The following is an 18,269-nucleotide window of genomic DNA, read 5'->3' on the forward strand; positions in this document are numbered from 1 at the left end:
GGGATGAGTTCCTCGGCTGTTCGATCGCGCGAGTTGGACGGCGCGCGCAACTATCGGGCGTGCTCGAGGGTCAGCCGGTGCGGCGCGGCGTGCTCTCTCGCTCCACGATGCGCATGCCGGCGAGGTAGAGAACCGGTGCGCGGTCCGTCGCGCCCGGGTCGAGCCGTTCCTGCATCCTGCGACGGAGGATGTCGACGGCGACGTGCGCGATCTCCCGCCTGCCCGGGTCGACGGTCGTAAGGGTCGGCACGGAGTAGCGCGAGTCCTCGATGTCGTCGAAGCCGACCACGCCGACGTCCTGCGGGATCGCCAGGCCGCGCGACTGCAGCTCGTACATCGCGCCGATGGCCAGCGCGTCGTTGAACGCGACCACGCCGTCGACCGGGACGCCGGAGTCGAGCACGTCGGCCATCGCACGTGCGCCGTTGGCCCGGTGCCAGGCCTCGTCCGACCAGCCGAGCAGACGGGTGTCGACCTCGATCCCGCGCGCCTCGAGCGCCTGCTGGTACCCCGTGTAGCGCAGGGAGGCGGATCCGGCGGTCTCCGCGTGGAGCATGCCGATGACCGCGATGTGGCGGCGGCCGGCGTCGAGGAGGAGGTCGGTCGCCGCCCTGGCTCCGTCGATGTTGCGCATGGTGACGTGGTCGACGCTCGGCGAGAACATCTGCTCGCCGAGCAGGACGAGCGGGTAGTCGAGCGAGTCGAGGAGGTGGGAGTCGCTCTGGACGAGCGCCGCGGGGCTGAAGATCAGACCGTCGACGAGGCCACGGCGGGGCACCCGCAGCGCGGCGAGCTCGCCCTCACGCGTGAAGCCCGTCGGCTCGATGAGCACCTGCAGGCCGTGGCTGCGGGCTGCCGAGAGGATCTCGTCGGCGAGCTCGCCGAAGTAGGGCTGCCCGAGCTCGGGGACCGCCAGGCCGACCACGCCGCTGCGGCCGGAGCGGAAGATCCTCGCCGTCACGTTGATCTCGTAGCCGAGAGCGGCGACGGCGGCGAGCACGCGGTCCCGGGTCGCGTCCCGGACGTGGGGGTGTCCGCTGAGCACGTTCGACACCGTCTTCACGGACACGTCGGCGTGCCGTGCGACGTCGGCCATCGTCGCCACAGCCCCTCCTTCACCCTGCGCGCCGCAGCGTGGGCCCTCCACGACGCGGGCGGTCGCAACCTACCGGAGCCCGCGAACGCTGGGTCGTGCTCGCCGTTTACACCGGTGTAAAACGATTCGCAGTCTCGCTGTCGGACTCACGGGGCGACCAGTGTGAACGCTCACACGCCCGCACCCGAGGAGAGGTCTCGCATGACCACCACACCCCGACGAGCGCGACGAGCACTCGTCGCCGCGACGCTGTCGGTCGCCACGGCTCTGGCCGCCCTGTCTGCAGCCCTCCCCGCGCAGGCCGCGGCCAGCACGCTCGGTGCCGCAGCAGCCCAGAGCGGTCGCTACTTCGGCACCGCGATCGCGGCCAACAAGCTGAGCGACTCCACCTACGCGACGATCGCGAACCGCGAGTTCACCATGATCACGGCCGAGAACGAGATGAAGTGGGACGCGACGGAGCCGTCGCAGAACTCGTTCAGCTACGGGCGCGGCGACCAGATCGCCACGTGGGCCCGGAACAACGGCAAGCAGGTGCGCGGGCACGCGCTCCTGTGGCACGCCCAGATGCCGGGATGGGCGCAGAACCTGTCGGGCACCGCCCTGCGCACCGCGGCGATCAACCACGTCACCAAGGTCGCCACCTACTACCGGGGCAAGATCCACACCTGGGACGTGGTGAACGAGGCGTTCGCCGACGGAGGGTCGGGCGGTCGGCGCGACTCGAGCCTCCAGCGCACGGGGAACGACTGGATCGAGGCGGCCTTCCGCGCCGCCCGCGCCGCAGACCCCAACGCCAAGCTCTGCTACAACGACTACAACACCGACGGCATCAACGCGAAGTCGACCGGCATCTACGCCATGGTCCGCGACTTCAAGTCCCGCGGCGTCCCGATCGACTGCGTGGGTCTCCAGAGCCACCTCGGCACCACCATCCCGAGCGACTACCAGGCCAACATCCAGCGGTTCGCCGACCTCGGCGTGGACGTGCAGATCACCGAGCTCGACGTCGAGCAGGGCGGCAACCAGGCGAACATCTACCAGACCGTGACCCGGGCGTGTCTGGCCGTGGCCCGCTGCACCGGCATCACGGTGTGGGGCGTGCGCGACAACGACTCCTGGCGCACCGGGGCCAACCCGCTGCTCTTCGACTCGTCGGGCAACAAGAAGGTCGCCTACACCTCCGTCCTGAACGCCCTCAACGCGGCGACGCCGACGCAGAACCCGACGACGCCGAACCCGACACCGACCACGTCGACTCCGACGCCGACACCGACCTCGGGACCGGGCACCGGCTGCTCGATCGCGTACGCCGCACCGAGCCAGTGGGGCAGCGGCTTCACGGCCGGCGTCCGCATCACCAACCTCGGCCCGGCGCTCAACGGCTGGACCCTGACCTGGGCGTTCCCCGGCAACCAGACCGTGACGCAGGCGTGGAGCGCCGCCGTCACGCAGAGCGGCACCCAGGTGACCGCCCGCAACGTCGACTACAACGCGCAGATCGCCTCCGGCGCCACCGTCGAGTTCGGGTTCAACGGCTCGTACAGCGGCAGCAACCCGGCCCCGACGAGCTTCCGGCTCAACGGCACCCTGTGCAACGGGAGCGTCGGCCCGACGCCCACGCCCACGCCGACCACCAACCCGACCCCGACGCCGACCCCGACCGCCACGACCCCGACGGGCACCCTCCCGTCGACCTTCCGGTGGTCCTCCACCGGGGCGATCATCGGCCCGAAGCCGGACAGCACGCACAACCCCGCCTCGGTCAAGGACCCGAGCGTCGTGTACGCCGACGGAAAGTGGCACGTCTTCGCGTCGATCTTCGCGAACGGCGGCTACACCATGGTCTACACGAGCTTCTCCGACTGGTCCCAGGCCTCGTCCGCGACGCAGTTCTACCTGGACCGGTCCGGCATCGGCACGGGCTACCGGGCGGCTCCGCAGGTGTTCTTCTTCGCGCCGCAGAACCTCTGGTACCTCGTCTACCAGACCGGCGCGGGCGGCTCGTACTCGACGACGTCCGACATCTCGAACCCGTCGTCCTGGTCGGCGCCGAAGAACTTCTACTCCTCGCAGCCGCAGATCATCCGGGACAACATCGGCAACGGCTACTGGGTCGACTTCTGGACCGTGTGCGACACGGCGAGGTGCTACCTGTTCTCCTCCGACGACAACGGCCACCTGTACCGGTCGGAGACCTCCCTCGGCAGCTTCCCCAACGGGTTCACCAACACGGTGATCGCGATGCAGGACTCCGACCGCTACCGGCTGTTCGAGGCGGCGAACATCTACAAGATCGCCGGTCAGAACAGCTGGCTCATGGTCCACGAGGCCATCGGGACCGACGGCCGGCGGTACTTCCGGTCGTGGACGGCTCCGTCGATCACGGGCTCGTGGACAGCGCTGGCGGACACGGAGTCGAACCCGTTCGCCCGGGCCTCCAACGTGACGTTCCCGGCCGGCGCGTGGACCAGGGACATCAGCCACGGGGAGATGGTGCGCGCCGGCACCGACCAGGGCATGGAGATCAGCCCGTGCAACCTCCGGTACCTGTACCAGGGGATCGACCCCAACGCCTCGGGTGACTACAACACGCTGCCGTGGCGTCTCGGCCTGCTGACGCAGACGAACTCCACCTGCTGATCCGGTGCCCGACCGTCGGCCAAACCGGGCCGACGGTCGGGTTCGGCGCACTCACCTCCACACGACTCCGGCCTCCACCGCCACGAGCGCGGCCTGCAGTCGGGACGTGCACCCGAGCTTGGCCAGCACTCGCGTGACGTGCGTCTTGGTCGTGGCCTCCGTGACGTCGAGCGCGCGGCCTATCTCGGCGTTCGACATCCCCGCTCCGAGGCACGCGAGCACGTCGCGCTCGCGGGGGGTGAGCTCGTCGACACCCCGCGCGGGGGCGGGCGGCGGAGTCTGCGCGGCGACCAGGTCGGCAAGCAGGCGTCGGGTGACCTCCGGTGCGAGCACCCCGTCCCCGGCCGCGACCCGGCGGACGGCGTCGACCAGCTCGGCGGCGCCCACGGTCTTGAGCAGGAAGCCGACCGCGCCCGCGGCGAGCACCCCGCGGACGTACTCGTCGAGGTCGAACGTGGTGAGCGCGAGGACGTCCGCGAGGCCCTCGGAGACGATCGTGCGGGTGGCCTCGATGCCGTCCGTCCCGGGCATCCGGATGTCCATCAGCACCACGTCGGGCCGCAGCGCGCGGGCGTTCGCCACGGCGGCGGCTCCGTCGGCGGCCTCGCCCACGACCGTGATGCCGTCGGCGTTCTCGAGCATGAGCCGCAGACCCGCACGGATCGCCCCGTGGTCGTCGGCCAGCAGCACGCGCACGTCGGTCATGACGCGCGCCTGGGCAGCGATGCGCGCACGACCCACCGGTCGTCCGACGGACCGGCGTCGAGCGTGCCGCCCAGCGCCTCCGCACGCTCCCGCATGGTGAGCAGGCCGGTGGCGGTGCTGAGCGGAGGCGCGGCTGCGCGCCCCAGCGGGTTCGTCACGACGACCTCCACCGGGTCCCGTCCGCTGACCGCGACCTCGACGGGCGATCCGGGCGCGTGCCGGGCGGCGTTGGTCAGCGACTCCTGCACGATCCGGAACGCCGCCTGGTCGGTCGCCGCAGGGAGCGGGGAGGGCGCCTCGCCGACGACGACGACCTCCTGCCCGGTCGACCGTGCGGCCGCGACGAGCGCGTCGAGCCGGGCCAGGCCCGCCGGGGCGGCGACGGGGTCCGGCCGGCCGCGCAGGACCAGGATCATCGACCGCATCTCGGCCAGCGCGTCGAGCGCACCGGCGCGCACGGTCCGCAGCGTCGCCCGGTCGCGCTCGGCGTCGGGCGGTGCGGACAGCGTGGCCGCCGTGTGGATCGCGACCGCCGAGAGGTGACCCGCGACGACGTCGTGCAGGTCCCGGGCCATCCGTGCCCGCTCCTCGCGCACGGCCGACTCGCGGTCGAGGTCCGCGATCCGGAGCGCGTCGGCCGCGACCTCCCGGGCAAGGTCCGCGCGCTCACGCTCCAGGTCGGCCCGCCGGCTCTCCAGCTCCGCGAGCTCGGTGCGCTGCCGCACGTCGGACGCCCACCACAGCGGGGTGCCGTAGATCGCGACCGCCTGGAGCAGCACGACCACCGCCTCCCGCGGGGTGCTGCCGGTCGCGAGCATCGCGACGGGGCCGGCGACGCTCACGACGACGACGCACCAGACGATCCGGCGCCGCACCCGCGGCGGTGTGAGCAGCGCCGCGGTGTAGATCGCGTCGAAGAGCACCACGAAGATCGCGATGCCCCCGCCGAGGTAGCCGTCGAGCGCCGCGAGCGCAGCGACCACGACGAGCGTCAGCACCGGGTGCCGCCGCTTGGCCAGCAGCGTGGCGGCCGCGCACGTGAGGATCAGCAGGTGCCACCACACGGCATACCGCTCGAGCACGGTGCCGTCGAGCGCGTCGGGAGGGCGTCCGGCCAGACCGAGCATCGCCAGCACGACGCCGAGCAGGACGAGGCCGGCCGCGACCACGCGGTCGTCCTGCACCCTGGCGCGCAGGACCCGTCCCATCCGGTCATCCCAGCACACCGTCGCCCCGCGGAGGTCGTCCGAAGGATGTACGCGGACGTGCGGCCAACGCCCGACGCGGACGCACCGGGACCGGGGACACCGTGGGCGCATGATCGACGTCATCACCGCGAACCCGGTCGCCGCCCTCGTCGTCGCCTGCGAGATCGCGTTCTGGGTGTTCCTCGCCGCCGCCGTCGTCGCGCGCTACGCCCTGCACTGGCGCCGCACGTCCACGGTCCTGCTGCTGTGCGAGCCGCTGCTGGAGGTGGTCCTCCTCGTCGCCACGGTCGGTGATCTGCTGCGCGGCGCCGAGCCCACCTGGACGCACGGGCTCGCGGCCCTCTACCTGGGCTTCACCGTCGGGTTCGGCACGCTGACCGTGCACACGGTCGACGCGTGGGTGGCCTACCGGTTCGCCGGAGGTCCACCGCCCGTGCCCCGGCCGCGCGAGGGTGCGGCGGTGCGCAGCCACGAGTGGCGGATGTGGGGCCGCGTGGTCGTCGCATGGCTGGTGTCGTGCGGAGTCCTGGGGGTGCTGATGCTCGTCGCCACCGCGCCCGACCAGCGCGAGGTGCTGGCGGGCTGGGCGGGGCGTGCGTCGCTCGTCCTGGTCGCGTGGCTGGTGTTCGGGCCGGTCTGGACCGAGGTGTCGTCGCGGGCCAGGCCCGAGAGCGTCAGCGCTCGGTAGAGAACCCGCCGAGCTCGCTGACGTCGTCGTGGCGGAGCTCGAACCAGACCGCCTTCGCGGCGTCGCCGTCCTCCTCGACCGTCCCCCAGCTGCTCGACAGCCGGTCGACGAACATGACGCCCCGGCCCCCGAACGCGGTCGGCGGCGGGTTGCGCACCACCGGCACCTCGCGGACGCCGTCGGTGACCTCGACGCGCGTGCGCTCGTCGTCGACGTGCACGCGCAGGGTCACGGGCGGGTCGGCGTGCGCGACGGCGTTGGTGACCAGCTCGCTGACCAGCAGGACGAGCAGCTCGAGCCGCCCGTCGTCGACGCCGGCCTCGGACAGGCGGTCCCGTGCCCAGTGACGTGCGGGCGCGATCGCGGAGAGCGAAGGCGACACGGCCGTCTCGGCGTACATCGGGAGCCTCCCGGGGAGTGGGGGAAGGGCCGCATCGGCCCCCCGTCGGTGCTGGCCACGGTTGTGCACAACTGATGATTCGGCAACCTGAACACCGCTCCCGCGCCGGTTTCTCGCCCCCGCGGCTGGGACGATGGGCGGGTGCAGACCTCTTCGACCCCGTCCGGCGCGGACGTTCCCGCACGTCAGGCGCCCTCGAGCTCCCAGATCCGGCGGTGGCGGCAGTACCTGGCCGACGAGCGCGCGGAGGCGGCGGTCTACCGGGACATCGCGTCGCGGCGTACGGGCGAGGAGCGGGAGATCCTGCTGGCGCTGGCCGAGGCCGAGGGCCGCCACGAGCAGCACTGGCTGGACCTGCTCGGTGACGACGTCGGCAAGCCGCGCCGGGGGGACTACCGGACCCGCGTGCTCGGGCTGCTCGCCCGCCGGTTCGGTTCGGTGTTCGTCCTCGCCCTGGCGCAGCGGGCGGAGGCGCGCGGGGGATACGACGGCGACGCCGACGCGACACCGACCATGGCGGCCGACGAGGCGATCCACGAGGAGGTCGTCCGCGGCCTGGCCACCCGGGGGCGCAACCGGATCTCGGGCACGTTCCGCGCGGCCGTGTTCGGTGCCAACGACGGTCTGGTGAGCAACCTCGCCCTGGTGCTCGGCATCGGGGCCAGCGGGGCGGCCACGTCGATCGTGCTGCTGACCGGCCTGGCGGGTCTGCTGGCCGGCGCGCTGTCGATGGCCGCGGGGGAGTACGTGTCGGTGCGTTCGCAGCGCGAGCTGCTCGAGGCCTCCCGACCCGGGCAGGCGGCCCGCGCGGCGCTGCCGTACCTCGACGTCGACGCCAACGAGCTCGCCCTGGTCTACCGCGCCCGCGGCATGGATCCGGTGCAGGCGCAGGCCCGGGCCGACGAGCGGCTGCGGACCCTGGGGGATCCGGCGTCGACCGCCCCGGCGGGCACCGAGGAGGTCGACGAGCACGAGGCCGTCGGCACCGCGTTCGGCGCGTCGGCGGCCAGCTTTTGCTTCTTCGCGTCGGGCGCGGCGATCCCGGTCCTGCCGTACCTGCTGGGTGCCGAGGGCCTCACCGCGGTGGTGTGGGCGTCGGTGCTCGTGGGGCTCGCGCTGCTGACCACGGGCGCGACCGTCGGGGTGCTCTCGGGTGCGTCGCCGATCAAGCGAGCGCTCCGTCAGCTGGCCATCGGCTACGGCGCCGCAGCGGCGACCTACCTGCTCGGGCTGGCGTTCGGCGCGACGGTGTGACGCCCATCATGTGAGCAAGGTTTGGTCATCCTTACTTAGTGCAGGCTAACCTCACCTCGTGACCCCGTCTGAGCAGGACGCCCTCCGCGGCGACCACCTCACCCTCGCCTACCACGGCACCGTCGTGGTGACCGCCGCGGACCTGTGCCTCCAGCCCGGTCAGGTGACCGCGCTCATCGGGCCCAACGGCTCCGGCAAGTCCACGCTGCTGCGCGCGCTCGCCCGGCTGCACGCCCCGCAGCAGGGCACGGTCAGCCTGCCGGACGCCCCCGACGCCCACGCCCTGTCCGCCAAGGACTTCGCGCGCCGGGTCACGCTGCTGTCGCAGTCGCGGCCGACGCCCTCGGGGGTCAGCGTCCGCGACGTCGTCGGCTACGGCCGGCACCCGTACCGCGGCCGCTGGCGCCAGAACGACGCCGACGGCCCCCGCGCGATCGCCTGGGCGATGGAGGTCACGGGCGTCGGCCCGATGGCCGACCGCGGTGTCGACGAGCTCTCCGGCGGCGAGCTGCAGCGCGTGTGGCTGGCCACCTGCCTGGCCCAGGACACGCGCGTCCTGCTGCTCGACGAGCCCACCACGTACCTCGACCTGCGCTACCAGGTGGAGATCCTCGACCTGGTGCGGGACCTGGCCGACGACCACGGCGTCGCGGTCGGCGTCGTCCTGCACGACCTCGACCAGGCCGCGGCCGTGGCCGACCACGTGGTGCTCCTGCGCCAGGGCGTGGTCGTCGGCTCCGGCCGGCCCCACGAGGTGCTCACCGCCGACGCGCTCACCGAGACCTACGGCATCCGCATCGACGTGGTGCGCGACGAGCACACCGGCCGCGTGCACACCCGGCCGGTCGGCAAGCACACGCACCGCCAGCACCTGACCACCGTCTAGTCCCCCTGTTTCGCCTACCTCTGAGGACACCCCTGTGCGCAAGACAGCCTTTCCCGCCCTGCTCGCCGGAGCAGCCCTGCTCCTGGCCGCCTGCGGCACCACCGAGGACGCAGCGGACGCACCGGAGGCCTCGGCCTCCGAGTCCGCGGCCGGTGGGCCGATCACGATCACGGACGACCGCGGCACCGTCGAGCTCGACAGCCCCGCCACCAAGGTCGTCTCGCTCGAGTGGGGGCTGACGGAGAACCTGCTCACGCTCGGCGTCACGCCGGTCGGCGCGGCGGACGTGACGGGCTACAACACGTGGGCCACCGTCGTGCCGCTCGACGGGTCGACGCCGGACGTCGGCTTCCGCGGCGAGCCGTCGCTGGACGCCATCGCCGCCCTGGAGCCGGACCTGGTGGTCACCACCACCGACCTGCCGGCCGAGGTCATCGAGCAGATCGAGGCCGAGTACCCGGTGATCGCGCTGCGTGGCTCGGACGCGTCCGACCCGATCGGCAAGATGCGCAGCACCCTGGAGATCCTGGGCGAGGCCACCGGCACGTCCGACGAGGCCGAGGCCGCGCTCGCGGACTTCGACGCCAAGGTCGAGGACGCCAAGACGCAGCTCGACGACGCCGGCCTGGCCGGAGCCGAGTTCACCATGGCCGACGGCTGGGTGTCCGACGGGGCGGTCTCCATCCGCATGTACACGCCCGGGTCGTTCCTGGGCGGCGTCGCGACGGAGCTGGGCCTGACCAACGCCTGGACCGGCGAGGGCGACCCCGACTACGGCCTCGCGCAGACCGACGTCGAGGGCCTGACCGGCCTCGGTGACGTCCACTTCCTGTACGTCGGCAACGACACCGACGGCGGCGACGCGTTCAAGGACGGGCTCGCCGGGAACGCGATCTGGGAGCAGCTGCCGTTCGTCGTCGCCGGGAACACGGCCCGTCTGCCCGACGGCATCTGGATGTTCGGCGGCCCGCAGTCGGCGTCGGCGTTCATCGACGCTGCCGTCGCGGCCCTGACCGCGGCCTGACACCAGACCCGTGACCGTCGACGCACCGAGGGAGGCAGGATCCGCCGCGCTGGGCGTGGCGGATCCTGCCGCCGTGCCCGCGCGCACGCGCGGCGCGCAGCCGGGGCGGATCGTCGCCGTGTTCGCCGCCGCGGTGGTCGCGGTGGTGCTCCTGGCGCTCGTCGACCTGACGCTCGGCACCTCTCGCATCGGCGTGGGAGACCTGCTGGGCCTGCTCTCGGGCTCGGGTGACGACGAGGCCCTCGCGGTGCTCGTCGCGTCGCGCGCCCCCCGCGTGCTCGCGGCCCTGATCGTCGGCGCCGCCCTGGGCCTGTCCGGCAGCGCGCTGCAGTCCGTGGCGCGCAACCCGCTGGCCTCGCCCGACACGCTGGCGGTCAACGCCGGCGCCTACTTCACCGTGGTGCTCGCCGCGGTCACCGGGCTCACGCTGCCGTTCGCGGTGAACGGCGCCCTCGCGTTCGTCGGTGGCCTCGGGGCGGCCGCGCTGGTGCTGGCCATCGCCCGCGGCGGTGCGGAGGGACCCACCCGGCTGGTGCTGGCGGGATCGGCCACGATGCTGGCGCTCTCGTCGCTGACCATCCTGCTCATGCTCCTGTTCGAGCAGGAGACGGCCGGGATGTTCGCGTGGGGCGAGGGCTCGATCGTCCAGTCCGGCACGTCCAAGGTGGCCCAGGCGGCGCCGGTCGTGCTCGTCGCGGGGATCGTCCTCGTGGCCTGGGCGCGCCGCCTCGACGTGCTGGCGCTCGGCGACGACACCGCCGCCGTGCTCGGCCTCGACGTCCGGCGCACCCGCGTGGTCACCGTCCTGCTGGCCGTCCTGCTCGCCGCGCTCGCGGTCACCGTCGCCGGTCCCATCGGTTTCGTCGGTCTGACCGCGCCGGTCATCGCGCGACTCGTCGCCGGACGCGTCCCGGGGCTCGCCCGGCACCGGCTCCTCCTGCCGCTGGCCGCGCTGGCCGGGTGCGTCGTCGTGCTCGGCGCCGACGTCCTGCTGCGCCTGGCCGTCCCCGGGGTCGCCGGCGTGGCCATCCCCACCGGCATCGTCACCACCCTGTTCGGCGCCTCGGTGATGGTCTGGCTGGCCCGCCGCCTGCGCGACTCCGGTCCGGCCCGCAGCACCGCGTCGGTCGGCGCCCACCCCGCGACACGCGGCCGGGTGGCGCTCGTGGTCGGCGTGCTCGCGCTGGCCGTCGTCGCCGCGCTCGTCGCCGGGTTCCTGCTCGGCGACCGCCTGCTGCTGATGGGCGACGTCGCCAACTGGTTCGCGGGCGTCAGCGGTCGGCAGGTCAGCTTCGTGCTCGACCAGCGCACCCCGCGCGTGCTCGCCGCCCTGCTCGCCGGCGCCGCACTGGGCCTCGCAGGTACCACGGTGCAGGCCGTCGCGCGCAACCCGCTCGCCGAGCCGTCGCTGCTCGGCATCACCGGCGGTGCCGGCGTCGGTGCCGTGCTCGCGATCGTCCTGTTCCCGGGCGGAAGCTTCTGGGTCGTCTCCGCCGCAGCCTGCGTCGGGGCGCTGGCCACGTTCGCGCTCGTCTACACGCTGGCCAACCGGCGCGGGCTCAGCTCCGACCGGCTCGTGCTCGTCGGCATCGGGGTCTCGGCCGTCGCCACGTCGCTGATCACCCTGATCGTGGTCCTGACCAACCCGTGGAACACGACGATGGCGCTCACGTGGCTGTCCGGCTCGACCTACGGGCGCACGGCGGAGCAGGTGTGGCCGGTCGCGGTCGCGCTGCTGGTCATCGTCCCAATGGTGGTCCGCTGGCGTCGGGACCTCGACGTGCTGGCGGTCGACGACGACGTGGCCCGCGTGCTCGGCGTCCCGCTGGAACGCACCCGGCTCGGCCTGCTGGTCGTCACCGCGTTGCTCACCGCGGCCGCGGTGTCGGCGATCGGGGTCGTCGGGTTCGTCGGCCTCCTGGCGCCGCACCTGGCCCGCTCGCTCGTCGGCTCGTCGCACTCCCGGGTGCTCCCCGTCGCGGCGCTGCTCGGCGCTCTGCTGGTGAGCGTCGCCGACACGCTGGGCCGCACGGTCATCGCCCCGGCGCAGATCCCGGCCGGACTGCTCACGGCCATGATCGGCACCCCCTACTTCATCTCCCTGCTGTGGCGGACCCGAAGGAGTGCACTGTGACTGTGACGAACCCGGTAGTGAGGACAGCCTCACCTTCCTCTACCCTGGGCGACGTGCCCGTCTCGGTCGAAGCCCCCGCGCTGCCCTTCCGCATGTTCGCCGTGCAGGTCGCTGCCGTGCAGACCATGTGCCCGAGCGTCCTGCGCGTGACGTTCACGGGCGAGGACCTGGACCGCTTCGCCGACAACGGGTTCGACCAGCGGATCAAGTTCTTCCTCCCGCTCGAGAACGCGCCGTACGACGAGCTGCTCAGCCTCGAGTCGAGCGCCGACTGGTACGGCCGCTGGCGCGCGATGCCCGACGACAAGCGCCACCCGATCCGCACGTACACCGCCCGCGGCGTCCGCCAGGACCGCAGGGAGGTCGACGTCGACATCGTCCTGCACGGCGACCTGGGACCGGCGTCGCGCTGGGCCCTGAACGCGGCCCCCGGCGACGACCTGGTGATCCTCGGCCCCAACGCCGAGGCCGACGGCCCGCACGGCGGCGTCGACTTCGTGCCCCCGCCGCACACCGACCGCCTGCTCATCGCCGGGGACGAGACCGCGCTGCCCGCCATCGCGGGGATCCTCGAGCGCCTGCCCGCCGACGCCCGCGGCGAGGCCTTGATCGAGATGCCCCTGTCCGGCGACCGCCTCGACCTCGCTGCGCCGGACGGGGTGACGGTCCGCTGGTACGGCCGCGACGGCCGCGCCCACGGCGAGCTGCTCATCCCCGCGGTGCAGGCCGCGTGCGCACGACTCCTGCCCGGCCAGGCGCCCGCGCCGGACGTCGAGCTGGAGGATGTCGACATCGACGAGGGGCTCCTGTGGGAGGTCCCGGTCGACGCCCAGGGCCAGCCCCTGCGGGCCGACGCCGCGCTGTACGCCTGGCTCGCGGGCGAGGCCGCCGTCATCAAGACCCTGCGCCGGCACCTGGTCGCCGAGTGCGGCGTGGACCGCAAGGCCGTGGCGTTCATGGGGTACTGGCGCGCGGGGCGCTCCGAGTCCAGCTGAGACGCTCGCGACCTCAGGCGCGCAGACGGGTGCGCCGTTGCGTGCCCTGCGTCTGCAGCACGTACCGGAACAGGGTGTCCAGGTCTCGCTCGACGAGACCGACGAAGCGGCAGCCGCACTGAGTCGACCGGCCGTTGGTCCGGTGTGACCGCAGCACTTCCGCGTCGAGTGCCACGACGCGGTCGCGGGCCGGGAACCGGAACGCGATCCGATCGCGTTCCGCGAGCTCCGCCGTCGTGGAGACGCGCATGCCGTGCGCACTGATGTCGAGCACGACGAAGGTGAGGGACCGGGTGTCGCCCTCGGGCGAGGTCACGACGCCGGTGCAGGTCTGCGCGATCCTGACCCGGGCGACCTTCCGCTTCTGCAGGGTGGACGTGAGCTCGAGGTCCGCGATCTGCATCGACGTGGCGCGGACCTTCGCCACCCAGCCGGTGTACCTGACCTCGCCGCGCACGTCGTCGAGGACCAGGACCTGGACGTCGTCACCGGCACGGAAGGCCCCGCCCGCGGCTCCGGGCTCGGTGCGCATCATCAGCGTCCCGTCGGCGCACGAGATGACGAAGCCGTCGAGCACGCGCCCCTCGGCGGAGAGGGAGCAGTGCGCGAGGTGGTGCATGGTCGGATCCGTTCGGTCGAGGTCGCCGTAGCCGCGCGGCGAGACGCGCCCCCGCCTCTCTGATCGGTGCGCGACGGCTGGGGGATGAGGGCGGATGCGGACCCAGCGGCGCGGCGAACGAGTGACGGGCTGCCCGTAGCATCGGCAGGTGCCCCCCAGATCGCCGCTGCCGGCACGTCACGGCCTCAGCGCCGCCTGGCTGCGGACCCCCGATCGCGACCGCTCCCGCGCGGACGAGTGGGCGACCATGGGCGACTGGCTACGGCACCGGCTGCCCGAGTACGTCGACGTCGCGGAGATGCTGGAGGCGCAGCGCTTCGTCGACGAGGACGGCCGCCCGGTGCTCGCCACCGACCCCTACGCCCCGCACCGGTTCGTGTGGTTCCACCGCGACCTGCGCGACGAGCCGGAGGTGACCGCGCCGATCCACGTGGTCCACCGCGACGAGCGCCTGGTGGTCGTCGACAAGCCGCCGTTCCTGTCCTCGATCCCGCGCGGCCGGCACGTGATGCAGAGCGTCGTCGTCCGGTTGCGCGCCGAGCTGGACCTGCCGGACCTGTCCCCGCTGCACCGGCTGGACCGGGTGACGTCGGGCCTGCTGATGCTGGCGACCGAACCCCGGTGGCGCGGGCCGTACCAGTCCCTGTTCGAGCACAAGGCGGTGGACAAGACGTACTGGGCGTTGGCGCCGCTGCGCGAGGACCTGGTCCTCCCGGTCGTCGTCCGCAACCACCTCCGCAAGGAGCGCGGCGCCTGGCAGGCAGAGGTCGTTCCGGGCGCCCCGGTGAACGCGGAGACGCTGGTCGAGCTCGAGTCGGAGGTGGACGGTCGCGGGGTCTACCGCCTCGCGCCGCGCACGGGCCGCACCCACCAGCTCCGCGTGCACCTGCACGGGCTCGGCGTCCCGATCGTCGACGACCCGCTGTACCCGGTGGTGCAGGAGGTCGAGGTCGACGACTTCAGCCGTCCGCTCCAGCTGCTCGCCGGGGAGATCGCGTTCACCGACCCGGTCGACGGCACCCCGCGACGGTTCCGCAGCGTCCGGCGCCTCCCGCTGACCGCGGAGGGCTGACGTACCCTCGTTCTCGTGGCCACGTTCTCCGCCGTCACCCGGCAGCACATCCTCCAGGCCATCGCCGAGTACGACTCGCGCGGCGGCGACGACTTCCTCGGCGTCTACGGCTTCGCCCCGGGCGGGTACCCGCTCCTGCACGAGGGGCGCAGCTACGACTCGACCGCGATCCTCGGGGTCGCGCACCGGTACGCGACCGGCAGGCTCGCGAGCGCGGACGAGGTCGGCACGGGCGGGTCGGCGGTCCTGCGCAAGCGCGGGTTCGACGTGACCGAGCCGCCGTCCGTCCGCCGCGCGCCCGTCGCCCCGGTGCGGCGCGCACCGGCCACCCGGCGCGCCACCGCAGCCCCCGAGCGGGTGGCCGCGATCTGCCCGACGTGCGCGATGGTGCTCCCCGCGACCGGCATCTGCGACGACTGCGGCTGACGGCCCGACGACCGCCAGCCGCTCCCGTCACAGCAGCGAGCGGTAGAGGTCCTCGATGTCGGCGACCGACGCCTCGCGCGGGTTGCCCCCGGCGCAGACGTCCTCGAAGGCCGCCTTGGCCAGTGCCGCGACATCGGCCTCGGTGGCGCCGACCTCGCGCAGAGCGGTCGGGTTGCCCAGCTGCCGGGTGAGGGCGGCGACGGCAGCGACCGCGGCGGAGCGGGCGTCGTCGAGGGGCATCGTCCGGGCGTCGGCGACCCCGAACGCCGCGGCGATGTCGCGGTACTTCTCCCCGCTGGCCGACGCGTTGAACGCCATGACCGGCGCGAGCAGGATCCCGTTGGCCACGCCGTGCGGTGCGGAGTAGAACGCGCCGAGCGGGTGCGCCATGGCGTGCACCAGGCCGAGGCCGACGTTCGAGTAGCCCATCCCGGCGACGTACTGGGCCAGGGCCATGCGCTCGGCCGCGGCCTCGTCGCCGTCCGCCGCAGCCGCGAGCGACGTGGCGATGACCTGGATGGCCTTGAGGTGGAACAGGTCCGACAGCTCCCACGCGCCCTGCGTGATGTAGCCCTCGATCGCGTGCGTGAGGGCGTCCAGGCCGGTGGCCACCTTGAGCGAGCGGGGGGCGGTGGCCATCATCTGCGGGTCGACGACCGCGAGCACCGGGATGTCGTGCGGGTCGACGCAGACGAACTTGCGCTGCCGCTCGACGTCGGTGATGACGTAGTTGATGGTCGTCTCGGACGCGGTGCCGGCCGTCGTGGGGATCGCGATGATCGGGACGGACGGGTGCTTCGTCGGCGCCACGCCCTCGAGCGAGCGGACGTCGGCGTACTCGGGGTTGGCCGCGATGATGCCGACCGCCTTGCACGTGTCCTGGGGCGAGCCGCCACCGATCGCGACGAGCACGTCCGCGCCCGCGGCGGCGAAGGCCGCCACGCCCGCCTGCACGTTCTCGATCGTGGGGTTGGCCTGGACCTCGCTGTAGACCTCGTACGGGAAGCCGGCGGTGTCGAGCAGGTCGGTGACGCGCGCGGTCACGCCCGTCGCGACGAGGACCGCGTCGGACACGACGAACGCCTTGGTGAACCCGCGCCGGGTGAGCTCGTCGGGGACGACCTCGATCGAGCCCGGGCCGAAGTACGCCGTCTGGTTCCAGATCATGCGGTGCGACATCGTGCAGCCTCCTTCGTGGCGTCGTCGATGACGCCGTGAATCGATTCAGGCTCCATCCAAGCGCGCACAGCCCCACGTCGTGCAGGGCACAAGGTCCTGGTCTCGTCAGGTGTGCAGGGTGGTGGCCCACTCGCGGGCGCGGTCGGTCTCGCCCTCGGTCAGCGGCCCGGCGGTGCCGGCGACGACGAAGTCGGTGCCCTGCTGCGCGCTGAGCCCGCGGCGCCGCAGCAGCTTGGCGGCCGCCTTGCTGGCGGAGCCCGAGAACCGACCCTCGACCTTGGTCGCGAACGTGACGACCGGCGTGCTCGACGCCTCCAGGGCCCCGATCCACTCGCGCAGGCCGGAGCTCACGGGCTGCGCCCCGCGGTCGACGGCCGACGCGCGCGACCTGTCGGTCGGCAGGCCGAGGTTGTGCGTCGGCGCCCCCGCCAGGACCAGGTCGGCCCCGTCGAGGCGCGGGCCGGCCGATGCCGCGTCGACCACCTCCACCTCGGCGCCGTCCTCCCGCAGCCGCTCGGCGACGGCGCGGGCGATGGCATGGGTGTTCCCGAACAGGGACTCGACGACCACCAGGACGCGCACGTCAGCCCACCTGCCATGCCGGGTTGCCGGCGGTGACGGCCTCCAGCGCGTGCCCGAGCACGACCACCGCCGAGACCAGCGTCGTCACGGCGAGCACGCCGACGACCGCGGCCCACCAGCGTGCCGCGGTGCCTCCGGCGGGCCGCGTCGGGCGCAGCGGTCCCCACACCGTGGCCAGCGTCGAGGCGAGCAGGAAGAACACCGAGGTGGTCACGGCGTCGGAGCCGTGGCCGTGCGCCTGTGCGGCCAGCACCTCCTCGCTCGAGCCCAGGGACTCGACGGCGGTCAGCAGCGTCTTGCCCGCCTCGCCGGCGAACACGATCGTCGTCATGGCCAGGACGCCCAGCACGACGACCGGCCAGCGCAGCGCGCGCCGGGTGCGGGGGACTCCGACGTAGACGAGGGCGGTCAGCGCGGCCAGCACGGACAGCAGCAGGGCGAGCAGGCCGAGGACGGCATGAGCAGGCACGGAGGGCTCCCGACGCGATGAGACACGATGTCTCATGCAGAATAGACATCATGTCTCAGCAGAGTCAACGGACGGGTAGTGCGGGCTCCCGCGTCATCGACGCCGCGGTCGAGCTGATCCGGCAGCGCGGGCTGACCGTCGGGCTCGACCACATCAGCCTCGAGGAGGCCATCGCGGCGTCGGGCGTGTCGCGGGCGACCGCCTACCGGCACTGGCCGACGAAGGCCGACTTCCTCCGGCAGGTCCTCCTGCGCGTGGTCCGCAACGCGGAGCTGGAACCCGAGTCCGACGCGGACATCGCGGCGGTCCGCGACCTCGTCGTCGAGCACCGCGGCGTCCTGGCCACGCCCGAGGGCAGGCGGACGCTCGTGGTCGAGAGCCTGCGGGTGGCCACCGAGAGCGACTTCGGCCGCATCGCCGGCTCGACCGCGTGGCGCGACCACCTGGCGCTCCGAGCCACCTGCTCGAGCCTGCCGCCCGGCGACCTGCGGGATGCCGTCGCCGCCGAGCTCGCCAGCTCCGAGCGGGCCTTCACCGACCGCCGCGCACGCGTCTACGCCCGGCTGCCCGCCGTCGTGGGCTACCGGCTGGTCCCCTGGCTCGACCCCGACACGGGGTTCACGCTCATGGCCGAGGCGACCGGTGCGCTCATGAGTGGTCTCGTCGCCCGCGCCGCCATCGTCCCGCCACGACCCCCGCGGCTCATGCGGGCGCTCGGCTCGACCACCGAGTCGCTGTGGACCACCGAGTCGTACGCGGTCGTCGCCACCGTCCTGTCCTACCTCGAGCCGGATCCCGACGTGGTGTGGGACGACGGCCGGGTGGAGTCCGCCATCGCCGGCTCGTTCGACCTGGAGGACGAGGCCCGGCGCCTGCGCACCCGTTGACC

At 73.2% G+C, this 18,269-nt stretch carries 18 protein-coding genes; 10 read left to right on the forward strand and 8 right to left on the reverse strand.

What is annotated here, in order from left to right:
- Positions 1-70: 70 nt before the first annotated feature.
- A complete protein-coding gene (locus HP550_RS08190) occupies positions 71-1,096 on the reverse strand; it encodes a LacI family DNA-binding transcriptional regulator (RefSeq protein WP_175347118.1) in 1,026 nt (341 codons plus the stop codon).
- 201 nt (positions 1,097-1,297) lie between these two features.
- Between HP550_RS08190 and HP550_RS23020 the strand changes: the two genes are divergently transcribed.
- Positions 1,298-3,739 (forward strand): non-reducing end alpha-L-arabinofuranosidase family hydrolase, encoded by a 2,442-nt coding sequence (locus HP550_RS23020; protein ID WP_175347120.1) that lies wholly within the window; start codon positions 1,298-1,300, stop codon positions 3,737-3,739.
- Positions 3,740-3,790: 51 nt separating this feature from the next.
- Here the strand turns inward: HP550_RS23020 and HP550_RS08200 are convergent, their stop codons facing one another.
- Both HP550_RS08200 and HP550_RS08205 read right to left on the reverse strand, forming a co-directional pair.
- Positions 3,791-4,444, reverse strand: a complete 654-nt coding sequence (locus HP550_RS08200) for a response regulator (protein ID WP_175347122.1) — start codon at positions 4,442-4,444, stop codon at positions 3,791-3,793.
- Positions 4,441-5,652, reverse strand: coding sequence for an ATP-binding protein (locus HP550_RS08205; RefSeq protein ID WP_175347124.1), 1,212 nt, complete (start codon positions 5,650-5,652; stop codon positions 4,441-4,443). The genes HP550_RS08200 and HP550_RS08205 overlap by 4 nt, the downstream gene beginning before the upstream one ends.
- A gap of 109 nt (positions 5,653-5,761) precedes the next feature.
- On the opposite strand from HP550_RS08205, the gene HP550_RS08210 reads away from it, so the two are divergent.
- Positions 5,762-6,340, forward strand: coding sequence for a hypothetical protein (locus tag HP550_RS08210; protein ID WP_175347126.1), 579 nt, complete (start codon positions 5,762-5,764; stop codon positions 6,338-6,340).
- Here the strand turns inward: HP550_RS08210 and HP550_RS08215 are convergent.
- Positions 6,327-6,740, reverse strand: coding sequence for an ATP-binding protein (locus HP550_RS08215; RefSeq protein ID WP_175347127.1), 414 nt, complete (start codon positions 6,738-6,740; stop codon positions 6,327-6,329). The two genes, HP550_RS08210 and HP550_RS08215, sit on opposite strands and share 14 nt — an antisense overlap.
- A 141-nt stretch (positions 6,741-6,881) precedes the next feature.
- On the opposite strand from HP550_RS08215, the gene HP550_RS08220 reads away from it, so the two are divergent.
- The 5 genes from HP550_RS08220 (at position 6,882) to HP550_RS08240 (ending at position 13,033) form a co-directional block, all read left to right on the forward strand.
- Positions 6,882-7,994, forward strand: coding sequence for a VIT1/CCC1 transporter family protein (locus HP550_RS08220; RefSeq protein WP_175347129.1), 1,113 nt, complete (start codon positions 6,882-6,884; stop codon positions 7,992-7,994).
- Positions 7,995-8,052: 58 nt separating this feature from the next.
- Positions 8,053-8,880 carry an ATP-binding cassette domain-containing protein gene (locus HP550_RS08225; protein WP_175347131.1) on the forward strand — a complete coding sequence of 276 codons (828 nt, stop codon included), beginning with the start codon at positions 8,053-8,055 and terminating at the stop codon, positions 8,878-8,880.
- A gap of 34 nt (positions 8,881-8,914) precedes the next feature.
- Positions 8,915-9,904 (forward strand): ABC transporter substrate-binding protein, encoded by a 990-nt coding sequence (locus HP550_RS08230; protein ID WP_175347133.1) that lies wholly within the window; start codon positions 8,915-8,917, stop codon positions 9,902-9,904.
- A 73-nt stretch (positions 9,905-9,977) separates the two neighbouring features.
- Positions 9,978-12,038, forward strand: coding sequence for an iron ABC transporter permease (locus HP550_RS08235; protein ID WP_425484429.1), 2,061 nt, complete (start codon positions 9,978-9,980; stop codon positions 12,036-12,038).
- Positions 12,039-12,130: 92 nt separating this feature from the next.
- Positions 12,131-13,033 (forward strand): siderophore-interacting protein, encoded by a 903-nt coding sequence (locus HP550_RS08240; RefSeq protein ID WP_175347330.1) that lies wholly within the window; start codon positions 12,131-12,133, stop codon positions 13,031-13,033.
- Between the two features lie 13 nt (positions 13,034-13,046).
- On the opposite strand, the gene HP550_RS08245 is transcribed toward HP550_RS08240, so the two are convergent.
- The gene (locus HP550_RS08245) at positions 13,047-13,652 is read right to left on the reverse strand and encodes a PilZ domain-containing protein (protein WP_175347136.1); all 606 of its coding nucleotides are present in this window, start codon (positions 13,650-13,652) and stop codon (positions 13,047-13,049) included.
- A 148-nt stretch (positions 13,653-13,800) separates the two neighbouring features.
- On the opposite strand from HP550_RS08245, the gene HP550_RS08250 reads away from it, so the two are divergent.
- Both HP550_RS08250 and HP550_RS08255 read left to right on the forward strand, forming a co-directional pair.
- Complete coding sequence (locus HP550_RS08250; RefSeq protein ID WP_175347138.1) at positions 13,801-14,724, forward strand: pseudouridine synthase; 924 nt, start codon at positions 13,801-13,803, stop codon at positions 14,722-14,724.
- A 15-nt stretch (positions 14,725-14,739) separates the two neighbouring features.
- Positions 14,740-15,150 carry a ScoMcrA-related endonuclease gene (locus tag HP550_RS08255; protein ID WP_175347140.1) on the forward strand — a complete coding sequence of 137 codons (411 nt, stop codon included), beginning with the start codon at positions 14,740-14,742 and terminating at the stop codon, positions 15,148-15,150.
- Positions 15,151-15,177: 27 nt separating this feature from the next.
- Here the strand turns inward: HP550_RS08255 and fucO are convergent, their stop codons facing one another.
- The 3 genes from fucO to HP550_RS08270 all read right to left on the reverse strand — a co-directional run bounded on the left by fucO (position 15,178) and on the right by HP550_RS08270 (position 17,380).
- Positions 15,178-16,329 (reverse strand): lactaldehyde reductase, encoded by a 1,152-nt coding sequence (gene fucO, locus HP550_RS08260; protein ID WP_175347142.1) that lies wholly within the window; start codon positions 16,327-16,329, stop codon positions 15,178-15,180.
- Positions 16,330-16,434: 105 nt separating this feature from the next.
- Positions 16,435-16,911, reverse strand: coding sequence for a flavodoxin domain-containing protein (locus tag HP550_RS08265; protein ID WP_175347143.1), 477 nt, complete (start codon positions 16,909-16,911; stop codon positions 16,435-16,437).
- Between the two features lies 1 nt (position 16,912).
- The gene (locus tag HP550_RS08270) at positions 16,913-17,380 is read right to left on the reverse strand and encodes a hypothetical protein (protein ID WP_175347145.1); all 468 of its coding nucleotides are present in this window, start codon (positions 17,378-17,380) and stop codon (positions 16,913-16,915) included.
- Between the two features lie 50 nt (positions 17,381-17,430).
- On the opposite strand from HP550_RS08270, the gene HP550_RS08275 reads away from it, so the two are divergent.
- On the forward strand, positions 17,431-18,267 hold the full coding sequence (locus HP550_RS08275; protein WP_175347147.1) for a TetR/AcrR family transcriptional regulator: 837 nt from the start codon (positions 17,431-17,433) through the stop codon (positions 18,265-18,267).
- The last annotated feature ends 2 nt before the right edge of the window (positions 18,268-18,269 follow it).

Origin of the sequence: Cellulomonas humilata (genome assembly GCF_013359775.1) — a bacterium.
Lineage (GTDB): Bacteria > Actinomycetota > Actinomycetes > Actinomycetales > Cellulomonadaceae > Cellulomonas > Cellulomonas humilata.